At 67.6% G+C, this 15,429-nt stretch carries 11 protein-coding genes; 8 read left to right on the forward strand and 3 right to left on the reverse strand.

Annotated elements, in window-relative coordinates:
- Positions 1–18: 18 nt before the first annotated feature.
- The 8 genes from flgE to flgL all read left to right on the forward strand — a co-directional run bounded on the left by flgE (position 19) and on the right by flgL (position 9,894).
- Positions 19–1,239: a flagellar hook protein FlgE gene (gene flgE / locus V7060_RS14840; RefSeq protein WP_334180025.1), complete on the forward strand. Its 1,221-nt coding sequence runs from the start codon at positions 19–21 to the stop codon at positions 1,237–1,239.
- Positions 1,240–1,267: 28 nt separating this feature from the next.
- Positions 1,268–2,020, forward strand: a complete 753-nt coding sequence (locus V7060_RS14845; RefSeq protein WP_334180026.1) for a flagellar basal body rod protein FlgF — start codon at positions 1,268–1,270, stop codon at positions 2,018–2,020.
- 1,015 nt (positions 2,021–3,035) lie between these two features.
- The gene (gene flgG, locus V7060_RS14850; protein WP_142124956.1) at positions 3,036–3,821 is read left to right on the forward strand and encodes a flagellar basal-body rod protein FlgG; all 786 of its coding nucleotides are present in this window, start codon (positions 3,036–3,038) and stop codon (positions 3,819–3,821) included.
- 34 nt (positions 3,822–3,855) lie between these two features.
- Positions 3,856–4,542, forward strand: coding sequence for a flagellar basal body L-ring protein FlgH (gene flgH / locus V7060_RS14855; RefSeq protein ID WP_334180027.1), 687 nt, complete (start codon positions 3,856–3,858; stop codon positions 4,540–4,542).
- Between the two features lie 10 nt (positions 4,543–4,552).
- Positions 4,553–5,734, forward strand: a complete 1,182-nt coding sequence (locus tag V7060_RS14860) for a flagellar basal body P-ring protein FlgI (RefSeq protein ID WP_334180028.1) — start codon at positions 4,553–4,555, stop codon at positions 5,732–5,734.
- 10 nt (positions 5,735–5,744) lie between these two features.
- Positions 5,745–6,797 carry a flagellar assembly peptidoglycan hydrolase FlgJ gene (gene flgJ / locus V7060_RS14865; RefSeq protein ID WP_334180109.1) on the forward strand — a complete coding sequence of 351 codons (1,053 nt, stop codon included), beginning with the start codon at positions 5,745–5,747 and terminating at the stop codon, positions 6,795–6,797.
- Between the two features lie 14 nt (positions 6,798–6,811).
- Positions 6,812–8,695: a flagellar hook-associated protein FlgK gene (gene flgK, locus V7060_RS14870; protein WP_334180029.1), complete on the forward strand. Its 1,884-nt coding sequence runs from the start codon at positions 6,812–6,814 to the stop codon at positions 8,693–8,695.
- Entirely contained in the window at positions 8,692–9,894 is a 1,203-nt protein-coding gene (flgL, locus tag V7060_RS14875; protein ID WP_334180030.1) for a flagellar hook-associated protein FlgL, read from the forward strand. Before flgK ends, flgL begins: the two co-directional genes overlap by 4 nt.
- Positions 9,895–10,105: 211 nt before the next feature.
- On the opposite strand, the gene V7060_RS14880 is transcribed toward flgL, so the two are convergent.
- Genes V7060_RS14880 through V7060_RS14890 form a run of 3 tightly spaced genes read right to left on the reverse strand, consistent with a single transcriptional unit; the run spans position 10,106 to position 15,428 of the window.
- Complete coding sequence (locus V7060_RS14880; protein WP_334180031.1) at positions 10,106–10,744, reverse strand: alpha-ketoglutarate-dependent dioxygenase AlkB; 639 nt, start codon at positions 10,742–10,744, stop codon at positions 10,106–10,108.
- Between the two features lie 8 nt (positions 10,745–10,752).
- A complete protein-coding gene (locus V7060_RS14885) occupies positions 10,753–14,013 on the reverse strand; it encodes an error-prone DNA polymerase (RefSeq protein ID WP_334180032.1) in 3,261 nt (1,086 codons plus the stop codon).
- Positions 14,010–15,428, reverse strand: coding sequence for a DNA polymerase Y family protein (locus tag V7060_RS14890; RefSeq protein WP_334180033.1), 1,419 nt, complete (start codon positions 15,426–15,428; stop codon positions 14,010–14,012). The genes V7060_RS14885 and V7060_RS14890 overlap by 4 nt, the downstream gene beginning before the upstream one ends.
- Between the last annotated feature and the right edge of the window lies 1 nt (position 15,429).

Here is a 15,429-nt window from a genome sequence, read left to right on the forward strand (position 1 = left end):
TCCTGCAAGGAGTCTTCCATGGCTTTCAACAGCTCGCTGTCCGGCATGAGGGCGGCCAACGCCGACCTCAACGTGACCTCGCACAACATCGCCAACGTCAACACCACCGGCTTCAAGGAGTCGCGCGCGGAGTTCGCCGAGGTGTTCTCGTCCACCGGCTACGGCCTGATGCGCAACGGCATCGGCGCCGGCGTACGCCTGACCAACGTGGCCCAGCAGTTCTCCCAGGGCGACATCAACCAGACCGGGCGCTACCTGGACATGGCCGTCGACAAGGAAGGCTTCTTCACGGTCAGCAACAACGGCACCAATGTCTACACGCGCGCCGGCAACTTCCAGCGCGACCCGAACGGCTATGTCACCACGCCGGAAGGCTATCGCCTGCAGGTGTTCCCGCCGCGCGCCGACGGCGTCGGCTTCGACACCGGCAACATGACCGACCTGCGCCTGCTGACCACCGACAGCCCGCCGTCGCCGACCACCAACGTCGAACTGGGCGTCACCCTGCCCGGCAACGCCGCGCAGCCGACCATCGCGCCGTTCTCGCCGACCGACAGCGCCAGCTACAACGAGACGACTTCCGTCACCGTGTACGACTCGCTGGGCGTGGCCCACCAGCAGACCGTCTACTACGTGAAGACGCCGAACCCGAACGAATGGCAGATGCACACGTACGTGGACGGCGCCTCGATGGGCGCGCCGACCACGGTGCAGTTCGACAACAACGGCACCCTGACCGCGCCGGCCAATGGCCTGGTCACGCTGGCGCCGTTCACGCCCAGCACCGGTGCCGGCGTGCTGAACATGACGATGAACATCAGCGGCACCACGCAGTACGGCGAACAGTTCGCCAAGCGCATCCAGAACCAGGACGGCTACGCCACCGGCAAGCTCAACGAGTTCAGCGTGTCCGAAACCGGTGTGGTCTATGCGCGCTATTCCAACGGCGTGGACCAGGCATTGGGCCAGGTCGCGCTGGCGAACTTCAGCAACCCGCAGGGCCTGGTCTCGCAGGGCAACAACACCTGGACGCACAGCTACGCCTCGGGCGAACCGCGCATCGGCGCACCGGGCACGTCGGACTTCGGCCAGGTGGCCTCCGGTGCGCTGGAAGCCTCGACCGTCGACCTGACCGAGCAGCTGGTCAACATGATCGTGGCGCAGCGCAACTTCCAGGCCAATTCGCAGGCCCTGTCCACCCAGGACCAGATCACCCAGGCCGTGATCAACATCCGCTGATCCGGCCGACGCCGACGGAGACTGACCCATGGACAAGGCCCTTTATGTCGCCATGACCGGCGCCCGCGCTTCGCTGCAGGCGCAGGGCACCGTGTCGCACAACCTGGCCAACGTGGACACCAAGGGCTTCAAGGCCGCATTGGCCGGCACCGAGGCGTTCAGGATCCAGGGCCAGGGCTTTCCCTCGCGCGTGGACGCGGTGCTGATCGATCCCGGTTTCGACGGGCGCACCGGTTCGCAGATGGTCACCGGCCGCTCGCTCGACATCTCGCTGCAGCCGAACCGCTGGATGGCCGTGCAGGCCGCCGACGGCGGCACGGCGTACACGCGCAACGGCGAACTGAGCATCACCCCGAATGGCCAGCTGGTCACCGCCGGCGGCCGCGCGGTGCTGGACGACAACGGCAATCCGATCGCGGTGCCGCCGGCGCAGTCGATCGACATCGGCGCAGATGGCACGGTATCGATCATCCCGCAGGGCGAAGGCCCGCAGACGATGGCCGTGGTCGGCCGCATGCGCATCGTGGAAGCCGCGCAATCGCAGCTCGCCCGCGGTGGCGACGGCCTGGTGCGTCCATCGGATCCGCAGGCGCCCGCGTTGCCGGCGGCCACTGGCAACAGCCTGACGATGGGTGTGCTGGAAGGCAGCAACGTGGATGCGGCGGGTGCGCTGGTGCAGATGATCCAGTTGCAGCGTCAGTTCGAGATGCAGGTGAAGGTGATCCGCAGCGGCGACGAGATGGCGCAGTCGTCGAATCAGTTGCTGCGGTTGGGTGGTTGACGCTTAGCGCTACTCTCCCTGCGTTGTGAGTCCCTCTCCCACCGGGAGAGGGGTTGGGGTGAGGGGCAACGAAGACCATGTTTTCAGGCCACCACTGGCTGTCATCACATCCGCGGCGAATCTTTGGTTCGATGGCCTTGCGGGATAAATCTTCTTTCTCACGCATGGTGCCGCTCGCCGCGGAGGCCCTACTTTCTTTGCTTGTGCAAAGAAAGTAGGCAAAGAAAGCACACCCCAGGCGGCACGCCCTGCGCTTCGCTCCGGGTCCGCGAGCGGGCCGGGAATTTCCGTAAGGCACATCCATGTGCCATACGGAAACGCCGTCATCCATGACGGCGCCCTGCGGGTTTTACCCGGCCCACCCGCCGTGCCTCATGGGGACCCGAAAAGACAGGATCAAAAGCATGCACTTGGATTCTCTCGGCGTGAGCTGTCGGGACCCCTGAGGTCCGGCAGTCCTGGTGGGTAAAACCCGAAGGGCGGCGCACAGAACGTGCGCCGTTTTCGTACAGGGCAGAGCCTGCCCCGTACTCGATACAGGGATGCCCTGCACGAAAATTCCCGCCGGGACTGCGCACCCGCCGCGCAGCGGCGGGCGGACCGCCGGGGTGTGTTTCTTTTGCTTACTTTTCTTTGCACAAGCAAAGAAAAGTAAGGCCCCCGCGGCGAGCGGCGCCATCCTTGACCCAAAGCCTCGCCTCCGAAAGGCGCACTCAACACGCTCACCGTGAGCGCGCGTTTCGAGTGAATGGTGGATCTGGAAGCATGGCTGATAGGCGGGGTTAACCGGCTTTGTTGCCCCCCTCACCCCAACCCCTCTCCCGATGGGAGAGGGGCTGACGCCAGGCCCCGCCGGTTTTCCGCCACGCCTCCACTGCGAGCGGCCCCCCGTCCCACTTCGGCATGGATCCCGGCGCCAGAACCACGACACCCGTTTCGGCACAGGACTTGCTTGAGAGGAGGCGAGGAACCGCACCGCGCGATTCCACCCCTTCAATCCGCGAGGAACCACGCCATGAACCAGGCCCTCTGGGTCGCCAAGACCGGACTGGACGCGCAGCAGACGCGCATGTCCGTGGTCTCCAACAACCTGGCGAACACCAACACCACCGGCTTCAAGCGCGACCGCGCCAGCTTCGAGGACCTGCTGTACCAGCAGGTCCGCCAGCCAGGTGGCTCCACCTCCTCGCAGACCCAGCTGCCCTCCGGCCTGCAGCTCGGCACCGGCGTGCGCGTCGTGTCGACCTCCAAGGATTTCCAGCAGGGCAACCCGCAGCAGACCGGACGCTCGCTCGACGTCATGGTCAACGGGCGCGGCTTCTTCGAAGTGCTGCTGCCCGACGGCTCGCCGGCCTACACGCGCGACGGCTCGTTCCAGATCAATGCGCAGGGCGAACTGGTCACCAACAGCGGTTATCCGGTGCAGCCAGGCATCCAGGTGCCGGAGGGTGCGCAGTCGATGACCATCGGCAACGACGGCACCGTCAGCGTGACGATGGCCGGCCAGGCGCAGGCGCTGGAGATCGGCTCGCTGACGCTCACCGACTTCGTCAATCCGTCCGGCCTGCAGGCCAAGGGCGAAAACCTCTACGTCGAGACCACCGCCTCCGGTCCCGCGCAGAACGGCACGCCCGGCCTCAACGGCCTGGGCAGCGTGGTGCAGGGCTCGCTGGAAGGCTCCAACGTCAACGTGGTGGAAGAGCTGGTCAGCATGATCGAGACCCAGCGCGCCTACGAGATGAACGCCAAGGCCATTTCCACCACCGACTCGATGCTCGGTTACCTCAACAACAACGTCTGACGCCGCATCCCACCGTCACGCCACGAGACACGCCATGAAGCGCATAACGTCCGCCACCACCCTCGCCTGCGCGCTGATGCTGCTGCCCGGTTGCACACGCTATGTCGGCGATGTGCGTCCGTACGCACCGATGCAGCCGATCCAGCCGGTGGTCGCCGCGCAGGCACCCGCCACCGCTGGTTCCATCTACCGCGCCGGCCCTGGCCTGAACCTGTACGCCGACCGCCGCGCGCGCGACGTGGGCGACCTGCTGACGATCAACCTGGTGGAGAACACCGCGGCGCAGACCTCGGCCACCACCTCGGTCGACAAGAAGAGCGAGATCGCGCTGGCTGCGCCGAACATCGCCGGCGCGGCCGTTACGCTCAACGGCCGCGACATCCTCAGCGCCTCGGTCAATGGCGACCGCGGCTTCAACGGGAGCGGCAACAGCGCGCAGAGCAACCGCCTGCTGGGCAGCGTGACGGTCACCGTGATCCAGCGCCTGCCGAACGGCAACCTGGTCGTGCAGGGCCAGAAGAACATGCGCCTGAACCAGGGCGACGAGCTGGTACAGATCCAGGGCATCGTGCGCCCGGCCGACATCAATCCGGACAACACGATCTCCTCCGGCAAGGTCGCCGACGCGCGCATCGCCTACGGCGGCCGCGGCGCCATCGCGCAGTCCAATTCGATGGGCTGGCTGGGCCGCTTCTTCAATTCCCCGATCTTCCCGAACTGAGCGCCGCGCGATGGACACCAACGAATCCAACCACGCTGCGCCGACGCCCGCGAAGAAGCCGCGCCGCATCGACACCTACACGCTGCTCGGCCTGCTGGCCTGGATCGGCCTGGTGCTGATCTGCCTGGCGCCAGCCGCGCGGGCCGAGCGCATCAAGGACCTCGCCCAGGTCGGCGGCGTGCGCAGCAATCCGCTGGTCGGCTACGGCCTGGTGGTAGGCCTGGACGGCAGCGGCGACCGCACCAGCCAGGCACCCTTCACCGTGCAGAGCCTGAAGAACCTGCTGGGCGAGCTGGGCGTCAACGTCCCGGCCAACGTCAATCCGCAGCTGAAGAACGTGGCCGCCGTGGCCATCCATGCCGACCTGCCTGCCTTCGCCAAGCCCGGGCAGCCGATCGACATCACCGTGTCGTCCATCGGCAACGCCACCTCGCTGCGCGGCGGCAGCCTGCTGATGGCGCCGCTGCGCGGTGCCGACGGCGAGGTCTACGCCATCGCCCAGGGCAACCTGGTGGTCGGCGGCTTCGGTGCGCAGGGCAAGGACGGCTCGCGCGTGTCGGTCAACGTGCCGAGCGTGGGCCGCATTCCCAACGGTGCCACCGTCGAGCGCGCGATCCCGAATGCGCTGGACAGCGGCGAAGGCACCATCACCTTGAACCTGCACCGCGCCGACTTCACCACGGTGTCGCGCATGGTCGCGGCGCTGGAACAGAGCTTCGGCACCGGCAATGCCTATGCGCTGGATGCGGTGACCGTCGCCGTGCGCGCACCCGCCGACATTTCCCGCCGGGTCAACTTCCTGGCCCAGGTCGAGAACCTGGAACTGACGCCCGGCAGCGCGCCGGCCAAGGTCATCGTCAACGCACGCACCGGTACCGTCGTCATCGGCGCGCAGGTAAAGGTGATGCCGGCCGCGGTGACGCATGGCTCGCTGACGGTGACGATCACCGAATCCGCCAACGTCAGCCAGCCGAACGAATTCTCGCGTGGTGGCCAGACCGTGGTGACGCCGCAGTCCAGCGTGTCGGTGACGCAGGAAGGCAACCGCATGTTCAAGTTCGAAGGCGGCACGTCGCTGGACGAGATCGTCCGCGCGGTCAACGAGGTCGGCGCCGCTCCCGGCGACCTGATCGCGATCCTGGAAGCCCTGAAGCAGGCCGGCGCCTTGCGCGCGGAGCTCGAGGTGATCTGACATGGCCAGCATGCCCATCGGAACGTTGAACCCCTCCCTGTCGCTGGCCGATGCCGGCGGCACGCCCGACAACGCGCGCATCCACGATGTCGCGAAGAAGCTGGAGGGCCAGTTCGCGCAGATGATGATCAAGTGCATGCGCGAGGCCGGTTTCGGTGATTCGCTGTTCCCCGGCGAAAACCAGGTCTTCCGCGACATGTACGACCAGCAGCTGGCCACGGCGATGTCGCAGGGCCGCGGGCTGGGCCTGGCGCCGATGATCGCGCGCCAGCTGGGCGCCACCGATATCAATACGCCGGCGGTGCCGGCCAGCACCGCGCTGTCGGCCTACAAGCGCCTGCTGCCGGGCGGCGAAGCCGATTCCATGCTCGACGCGATCGCCGGCCGCGGCATCGGCAGCAGTGCGCGCGATACCGCGGCGCTGCCCGGCGCGATCACGCTGGACACCATCACCGTGCGCCCGGATGCCGCCTGCGACGAGGTGGAACAGGTCGCGTCGGCCGATCCGTCCAAATATGCGCGCAACACGCCGGAGCGCTTCGTCGCCGAGATCTGGGACCACGCCAAGCAGGCCGCGAAGGAACTCGGTGTGGACCCGCGCGCGCTGGTCGCGCAAGCGGCGCTGGAAACCGGCTGGGGCAAGCGCCAGATCAAGACCGGCGATGGCGACAGCGCGCACAACCTGTTCGGCATCAAGGCCACCGGCTGGAAAGGCGAACGCGCCCGCACCGCCACCCACGAGTACAGCAACGGCGTGAAGCGCACCGAGACCGCGGACTTCCGCGCCTACGCCTCGCCCGCCGAGAGCTTCGCCGACTACGTGCGGCTGCTGAAGACCAACCCGCGCTACCAGCAGGCGCTGTCCGCCGGCAAGGACATCGCCGGCTTCGCGCGCGGCCTGCAGCGCGCCGGCTACGCCACCGACCCCACCTACGCCAACAAGATCGCCTCGATCGCCAACGGCCCGACGCTGGGCAAGGTGCTGTCGTCGATCGGCGACGCCGTCGGCGGCAAGGTCGGTAGCGTGGTAGGCAACGCCATCGGCAACGCGCTGCGGCGCTGACCTGGGGAACACGCATGTCGAACCTTCTCGCCACCGGCAGCAGCGCCCTGATCGCTTTCCAGCGCGCCCTGTCCACCGTCGGCCACAATGTCGCCAACATCAACACGCCGGGCTACTCGCGCCAGCGCGTGGAGTTCGAGGCGCGCGACGGCACCTACTTTGGCTACGGCTACCAGGGCAACGGCGTGCAGATCGTCGACGTGCGCCGGATGGCCGATTCGCTGGCGACCTCGCGCCTGCTGGACAGCGGCGGCGAACTCGCGCGCCTGCAGCAGCTGTCCACGCTGTCCACGCGCATGGACCAGCTGTTCTCCGAGAAGGCGACCGGCATCAGCGCGCCGTGGTCGAGCTTCTTCGATTCGGTCAACGCGCTGTCGTCAAATGCGGCCGGCTCGGCCGACCGCGAAAGCGTGCTGGCGCAGGCGAATGCGCTGGTCACCCGGTTCCACCAGATCGACAAGCATCTCGACGGGCTGGATATCGAGGTCAATGCCGGCCTGACCGCCGCCACCGGCGAAGTGAACCGGCTGGCGAAAGAGATCGCCCAGCTCAACGGGCGCATCGGCGGCAGCACCAGCCCCTCCGGCGACCTGCTGGACCGCCGCGACCAGCTGATCAGCGAACTGGTGGGCTACACCGGCGGCAATGCGATCGTGCAGGACGGGGGTCTGGTCAATGTGTTCAGCGCCGGCGGCCAACCGCTGGTGGTAGGCGCGTCCGCCAGCACGCTGGTGACCGTGCCCGATCCGTACCGTCCCGAACGCCTGCAGGTGGCGCTGGAAACCAACGGCCAGCGCACCACGCTGGACAAGCGCGCCCTCGGCGGCCAGATCGGCGGCCTGATCGAATTCCGCACGACGGTGCTGGACCCGGCCATGGCCGAACTCGGCCGCGTCGCCACCTCGCTGGCGCAGACGTTCAACGCCGGCCATCGCGCCGGCATGGACCAGTACGGCCAGATGGGCGCGGATTTCTTCAGCCTGCCCGCGCCGCGCATCTCGTCCAACGCCGGCAACAGCGGCAACGCCGTGCTGCAGACCTCGGTCGGTAGCGTGGGCGCACTGAATTCGCAGAACGTACTGCTGCGCTTCGACGGCGCCGCCTGGGTGGCGACGAATCCCGATACCGGCGCCAACATCCCGATGACCGGCACCGGCACGGCCGCCGATCCACTGGTGATCAACGGCATCGAACTGCGACTGGCGCCGGGCACCACGCCGGGCACCAACGACCGCTTCCTGCTGCAACCCACTGCGGGCGCGGCCGGCAACCTCGGCGTGGCCATCACCGATCCCGGCCGCATCGCCGCCGCCACGCCGGTCAAGGCGAACACCGACCTGGCCAATACCGGCAGCGGCAAACTCAGCGGCCTGAAAGTCACCGACGCCGCGAACGCCAACCTGCTGGCGCCGGTGGACATCGATTTCCTCGACGCCACGCAGTACACGATCAACGGCACCGGCCCGTTCCCCTACACCCCCGGCCAGACCGTGGCGTACAACGGCTGGAGCGTGTCGCTGGATGGCGCACCCGCTGCCGGCGACAGCTTCCGCATCGGTCCGACCGGCGCGAATTCCAGCGACAACGGCAACGCCAGGCTGCTATCCAACCTGGACGATGCGCGCGTGCTCAACGGCGGCACGCTGACGCTCAACGGCGCCATCGGCGGACTGACCACGCAGGTCGGTTCCGCGGCGCGGCAGGCCGATTATTCGGCGCAGGCGCAGCAGGTCATCCACGACCAGGCGCAGGCCTCGCGCGATGCGATTTCCGGCGTGAACCTGGACGAGGAAGCCGCCGACCTGATGCGCCTGCAGCAGGCCTACCAGGCGGCGTCGCAGATCATCGCCACCGCCGACACGCTTTTCCAATCGCTCCTGGCTGCGACCCGCCGATGAACTACCGCATCTCCACCACCATGATGTACCAGCAGTCGATCACGACGATGCTGGCCAAGCAGGCGAAGCTGGCGCACACCCAGCAGCAACTCGCCAGCGGGCAGCGGCTGGTGACGGCGAAGGACGATCCCGTCGCCGCCGGCACCGCCGTCGGCCTGGACCGCGCGGTCGCCGAACTGGAACGCTTCGGCCAGAACGCCAACGCGGTGCAGAACCGCCTGGGCCTGCAGGAAAACGCGCTGACCCGCGTGGGCGATGCGATGGCGCGCGTCAACGAACTCGTCATCCAGGCCAACAACGCCGCCATGGGCGACGACAGCCGCCATGCGATCAGCACCGAGCTGAAGGCGATCCATGCCGGCCTGCTGGACCTGGCCAACAGCACCGACGGCGCCGGCCGCTACCTGTTCGGCGGCACCAGCGACGGCAGCGCACCGTTCGCCATCGCCGGGGGCAACATCGTCTACAGCGGCGACCAGACGCAGCGGCAGGTGGAAGTGGCGCCGGACATGTTCGTCTCCGACACCCTGCCCGGCAGCGATGTCTTCCTGCGCCTGCGCACCGGCGACGGCCGCATCGACGGCCAGCCCGCCAGCGGCAACACCGGCACCGGCCTGCTGATGGGCTTCAGCGTCACCGATTCCTCGGTGTGGAACGGCGGCACCTACACGCTGTCGTTCGGCGCCAACAACGCCTACCAGGTGCTGGACGCGGGCGGCAATCCCGTTGCGTCCGGCACCTATGCCAAGGGCGAGAGCATCGCCTTCGCCGGCGTGCAGATGAAGATCGATGGCCAGCCGGCCAACGGCGACAGCTTCACGCTGGGGCCATCCGGCAGCCGCGACATCTTCGCCACCGTGCAGGGCCTGATCGATACGCTGGACACCAGCCCGACCACCGACGCACAACGCGCCGCCATGCAGAACAGCCTGCAGGGCGCCATGCGCGACATCGGCACCGCGCAAGGCCGGATGATCGACGCACGCGCCAGCGGTGGCGCGCAGCTGTCCGCCATCGAGACCGCCGCCTCGCTGCGCGAGGCCAACAACATCACGCTGAAAGACACCCTGTCCGGGCTGCGCGACCTGGACTGGGCCGAGGCCATCGGCCGCTACCAGATGGAAAACACCGCATTGCAAGCCGCGCAGACGGTCTTCATGCAGATGCAGCAGCTGTCGCTGTTCAAGCTGATGGGTTGACCGCCTCCCTCCCCTTTTCACGCAGTCCCTGCCCTCCACGCCGCGACGCCCTCGCGGCGTTTTTTTTGCCTTGCTCCCTTCTCCCCGCCTGCGGGGAGAAGGTGCCCGGAGGGCGGATGAGGGGCGCCCTTCGCGTGGAGTTACCGCACCCTGATCGCTGACGGATGCTGGTCGTCTATCTCAGCGGAAGCACCTCCTCTCCGCTCGCCCCTCACCCGCCTTTGGCACCCTCTCCCCGCTGCGCAGGGAGAGGGGTTCCATCCGGCCTCACCCGGAACACCACACTGATCCGCGGCCCCTGCGCTCGCCGTGTCTTCGGTATCCCATGTTCGTGCGTGCGTTGCGAGGCATGGCTCATCGACAGCACGCTGCCGGGTGCGAGGTCCACGGACAGCGTTTCGCGCCGGCCATCCCGCGCACGGATCAGCATGCGCCGCGGCGCGCCCAGCGAGACCAGGGTGATCGGGTGGCGTGCCGCCACGGTGTGCAGCTTGTCGCCATGCATGGCGACGCTGTCGTGGCCGTCGCGGTACAGGTTCATGCCGATGTGCGAGTACGGCGCGGGCGCCTTCGTCTGCACACAGGCCAGCAGCTGCGCCAGCGGCAGATCGTCGGGCAGCGCGTCCACGGCGTAGTTCGCCAGCAGCCGCGGCACGTCGACGATGCGGTCGTACATCGGCCGCTGCAGGTGCGTCCAGGCAGCCCGCGCCTGCAGGATGTCGAACCAGGCACGTGCCATGGCCGGATCGATGGCGTCCGGCCAATAGCGGACGCCGCCTTCGGCATCGTCCACCAGTTGCACCATCACGGGCGCGAACAGGTCGTCGGTCAGTGTGGAGAGCGCGTGCATCGTGGGACTCAGTGGAAGTCGCGCGAGCCGGGCTGGATCTCGCCCAGCAGGTGGCTGAAATCCTCCAGCCGGCGCGCGATCAGGTGCTCCACGCCATCCACCTGTTCCCATCGTCCGCGCACGGCCATCAGCCGCGCACCGAGCAGCGCCTTGCGGTCGCGCAGCGCCACGTGCGACCACACCACCACGTTGACCATGCCGTGCTCGTCTTCGAGGGTGACGAAGATCGTGCCCTTCGCCGTCGCCGGCCGTTGCCGCTGGGTGACGATGCCGGCAGCGAACGCGCCGCGTCCGTGCGGCAATCCACGCAGCTGGCGCGAATCGACCACGCGATGCCGCCGCAGGCGTTCGCGCAGCAGGGACAGCGGGTGCGCACCCAGCGTCAATCCGGTGGTGCGATAGTCAGAAGTGACGTCCTCTCCCGCCGTGGGTGCGGGCAATGCGATGGCGTCCTCGTCCGGGCTGCCGGGCAGCAGCGGGCGCTGTCGTTCGATGCCGGCCACGGCCCAGCGCGCCGCATGGCGATGGCCGGCCAGCGACTGCAACGCACCCGCTTCCGCCAGCGCGTTGCGCGCCTTCTCGTCGAGGCGCGCACGCAGGCACAGGTCGCGCACGTCGGTGAAGATGGCTTGCGCACGTGCGGCCATGATGGCGTTGCCGACGCCTTCCGACAGGCCGGCGACCTGCCTGAAGCCGAGTCGCAACGCGGGCTGCCCTTCGTTATCGATGGAGCGCCGCGTATGCCCGCCCTCCAGCGTGCTGTCCCAGTCGCTGTGCAGTACGTCGACCGGCAGGATATCGATCCCCACGCGCCCGCCCTTGCCACGTCGTGCGTCCTGCACGATCTGGCTGGCGGAATAGAACCCCATCGGCTGCGCATTGAGCAGCGCGCAGGCGAACGCCGCAGGCTGGTGGCGCTTCAGCCAGCAGCTGATGTAGACCAGCTTGGCGAACGAGGCGGCGTGGCTCTGCGGGAAACCGTAGGAGCCGAAGCCCTTGATCTGTTCGAAGATCTGGTCGATGAACTCCGACGAGTAGTTCTTCTTTTCCATGAGTTCGCGGATGCGCACGCGGTGCGGCTCCATGTCGCCGCCGCGCTTCCAGGCCGCCATTGATCGACGCAGTTTGTCCGCCTCATGCGGTTCGTAGCCAGCGTGGATCATCAACTCCATCACCTGCTCCTGGAACAGGGGAATACCGAGAGTTTTCCCAAGAATGTCCTTCACGCCTTCCGAGGGATACGTCACATCCTCTTTCTTTTGCCGACGCCGCAGATAAGGATGAACCATGCCGCCCTGGATCGGACCGGGCCGTACGATGGCCACTTCGATCACCAAATCGTAAAAATCCTCCGGCTTGAGCCGCGGCAGCATGCTCATCTGCGCTCGCGATTCGATCTGGAACACCCCGACCGTGTCGGCAGCCTGGATCATCTCGAAAGTGGACGTCTTGTCTCCCTCCGGAAGCTTCGCAATATCCGGTTTGAAACCGCGATGTTGCTCCACCAGATCCAGCGCTTTCCTGATACAGGTCAGCATGCCAAGGGCCAGGCAATCGACCTTGAGAAGACCCATCGTCTCCAGATCGTCCTTGTCCCACTGGATGATCGTGCGATCGTCCATCGAGGCGTTTTCCACCGGAACCAGCTCGGAGAGCGGCCCGTCGTTGATGACAAAGCCACCGACATGCTGCGACAGGTGACGCGGGTGGTCGCGTAGCTGGCGGGTCACTGACAGAACTCTCTGGATCAGCGGATTGCCCGGATCGAAGCCGGCCTCACGCAGGCGTTGATCCATCGGCGCCTCGCCGTTGCCCCAGCCGTAGCACTCGGCCAGCAGCGCGACCTGGTCCGGCGGCAGGCCAAACGCCTTGGCCACATCGCGCACCGCGCTTTTGCCCCGATAGCGGATGACCGTGGCAGCCAGCGCCGCGCGGCGACGGCCATACTTGCTGTAAACGTACTGCAGCACTTCTTCGCGCCGTTCGTGCTCGAAGTCGACATCGATATCCGGTGGTTCGTTGCGTTCCTTCGAGAGGAAACGAGCCATCAGCAAACGGCTCTCCGCAGGATCCACCACGGTGATGCCAAGCGCGAAGCACACGGCGGAATTCGCCGATGAACCACGCCCCTGGCAAAGAATGTTCTGCTCTTTGGCGAAGCGCACGATGTCCCACACCGTGAGGAAGAACGCCTCGTATTTCAGGTCGGCGATCAAGAGCAACTCACCGTTGATCCGATCCTCGACCTCGATGGGTATGCCACCCGGCCAGCGCTCCTGCATACCCCGCTCAGTCAGTTTGCGCAGCCACGTCGTCGGGGTATGACCTTCAGGCACCAGCTCAGCCGGATACCGATAGTCGATGTCGCGCTTGAGGTCGAACGCGCAACGATTGGCCAGCCGCAGGGCTGCGTCGAGCAGATCGCGTGGATAGATGTTGCCCAGCGCCCGCCGCGTGCGCAGGTGGCGTTCGCCATTGCGGAACAGGTGCGCCCCGCAGTCGGCCAGCGGCGTGACGTGGCGGATCGCGGTCATCGTGTCCTGCAGCGCACGGCGGCGACGCACGTCCATGTGTACGTCGCCGGCCGCCAACGGCACCATCCCCAGGCGCAACGCTGCCGCCAGCAGGTCCGCGAGTCGCGCCGCATCGTCCTGCTCGCGATGCAGTTCCACCGCCAGATGCGCACGTTCGCCGAACACCGACTGCAACCAGCGACCTGCCTCATCGTCGACGTGTTGCGGGGGAAGCCACAGTGCGAACAGGCCACAGGCCGCCGGATCGGTATCGGATACGATGCGTTCCACGTCCTGCCGCGTGAGCCGGTAGCCCTTCTTGTCGACCGCGCGCCGCGCGGTGGTGATCAGTTCGCACAGCCGGGTATAGCCGGCGGCGGTTTCCACCAGCAGTACGCATTTCATTCCGCAGGCCAGGGTGAACTCGCTGCCGACGATGAGCTTCACCCCGGTCGCACGCGCGGCTTCCCAGCCACGCACGATGCCGGCCAGCGAGCATTCGTCGGTGATCGCCAGCGCGGCATACCCGAGATCGCGCGCACGCTCGAACAGTTCCTCCGCGCTGGCCGCCCCGCGCAGGAACGAGAAATCCGACAGGCAATGCAGCTCCGCATAAGGCGGCCACGCATCCTCGCGCGGCGTGTCGTCGTTGGCGGCCATGGAAAGGCGCAAACGCTGCGCCACTTCCCACGCGCGCGGCGGACGACAGCCGGGCGTATCGCGGTCGACGCCGTCCACCGCATCGTCCCAGCTCACGCGAACCACCCATGCAGCATCCAGCCACCCTGCTCGCCCGGCGGCGCGAACGCCCACGCGCGCTGGCCCTGCGAGGTTTCCAGCACGTAGTAGTCGCGGCGTGCGTCGTCGCCGTCCCACCAGCCGCTTTCCAACCGCTCAGGGCCGGACACGATGCGCGGATGCGGATCGCGCAGCGGCACCGGCTGCGGCAGCAGCCAGGCCGGACGTGGCGGTCGCACCGGCGCCACCGGAATGCACGCACCGTCGCCCAGCACGCGTCGCCACGCACGCTCGGGGCGCGGATCGCCGGCGGGCGCCACGCGATGCACCGCGTCGTCGCCCAGGCGCGCGCGCAGGCGTTCGCGCAGCTGCGGCCACGGCAGTTGCTGCTGCGGACGCGTGTCGAACAGGTCGCGCGCCGCCGGCACGAACGGTGGCAGCTCGCGCGCCAGCAATCGCATGCCGATCACCGGATGTTCGATCTGCACGCGTTCCAGCCGGTTGCGGGTCAGCTCGAACAGCATCGCCGGTTCGCGCTCGGCGGCCAGCAGGCCGACCTCGACATCGGTGTGGCCTTGCTCGTGCTCCAGCCGCAGCACGAAGCGCTGCACGCCGCCATCGCGGATGGACAGGTAAGTGCACAGGTCGCCGATCAGCCGGCGCAGCGGGAACAGCAGCGCCATGTGGCTCTCGACTTCGTAGCCGAGTTCGATGCGTGCATCGAAATGGTCCGGTGGTGCGTAACAGGCCAGCGGATCGTCGGCCAGCCCGTACAGCCGATCCAGGTACTCCAGCACCGGCAGGCCGAAACGGCGGCGCAGGCTGTCGCGCGGCAGACCGCGCAGCGTGCGCAGGTCGCGGATCCCCATGCGGTGCAGGCGCTCGCCGTTGTCGTCCGGCAGCCGCGCACGCCGCACCGGTACGCGATCCAGCAGATCGGCCATCGCCTCGGCCTGCATCACCGCCAGGCCATCGCGCAGGCCGGCGAACACATGCGCGGCGCGCGGCGTCGGCGCCATGGCGATGCGATGCTGGAAACCCAGCCCGCCGAGTTCTTCGCGCAACCGTGCCTCGATGCGCGGCCACGGCCCCAGCAGGCGGAAGCTGGCGCGCACTTCCAGCACCAGGCAGCCGGGCCACTGCGCGCTGACCAGCGAGCTGTGCCGGTACGCCCATGACGCGAGGAAGCGCTGCATGCGCGACTCGGCCTGCGGGTCGTGCTCGACCATCGCGAACTCCGGCAGCAAGGCGTGCGCGGCGGTCAGGCGCATGCCGGCCCGCAAGCCCGCTTGCGCGGCGGACAGGTTCACCGCATGCAGGGTGCGCAGCTGCGCAGAACCACCTATCAGCGCCAGCGGCGCCTCAGGTTGAGGCAACCGCCGGAGGACGGCGTCCAGCGCCAGCTGCGGCAGCAGTACACAGGCCCAGAGCATG

Origin of the sequence: Pseudoxanthomonas sp. (assembly GCF_036845285.1) — a bacterium.
Lineage (GTDB): Bacteria > Pseudomonadota > Gammaproteobacteria > Xanthomonadales > Xanthomonadaceae > Pseudoxanthomonas_A.

What these genes read in the sequence shown, in the direction of transcription:
- flgE (WP_334180025.1), top strand. Translation starts at nt 19, where the DNA reads ATGGCTTTCAACAGCTCGCTGTCCGGCATGAGGGCGGCCAACGCCGAC.
- V7060_RS14845 (WP_334180026.1), top strand. Translation starts at nt 1,268, where the DNA reads ATGGACAAGGCCCTTTATGTCGCCATGACCGGCGCCCGCGCTTCGCTG.
- flgG (WP_142124956.1), top strand. Translation starts at nt 3,036, where the DNA reads ATGAACCAGGCCCTCTGGGTCGCCAAGACCGGACTGGACGCGCAGCAG.
- flgH (WP_334180027.1), top strand. Translation starts at nt 3,856, where the DNA reads ATGAAGCGCATAACGTCCGCCACCACCCTCGCCTGCGCGCTGATGCTG.
- V7060_RS14860 (WP_334180028.1), top strand. Translation starts at nt 4,553, where the DNA reads ATGGACACCAACGAATCCAACCACGCTGCGCCGACGCCCGCGAAGAAG.
- flgJ (WP_334180109.1), top strand. Translation starts at nt 5,745, where the DNA reads ATGCCCATCGGAACGTTGAACCCCTCCCTGTCGCTGGCCGATGCCGGC.
- flgK (WP_334180029.1), top strand. Translation starts at nt 6,812, where the DNA reads ATGTCGAACCTTCTCGCCACCGGCAGCAGCGCCCTGATCGCTTTCCAG.
- flgL (WP_334180030.1), top strand. Translation starts at nt 8,692, where the DNA reads ATGAACTACCGCATCTCCACCACCATGATGTACCAGCAGTCGATCACG.
- V7060_RS14880 (WP_334180031.1), bottom strand. Translation starts at nt 10,744, where the DNA reads ATGCACGCGCTCTCCACACTGACCGACGACCTGTTCGCGCCCGTGATG.
- V7060_RS14890 (WP_334180033.1), bottom strand. Translation starts at nt 15,428, where the DNA reads ATGCTCTGGGCCTGTGTACTGCTGCCGCAGCTGGCGCTGGACGCCGTC.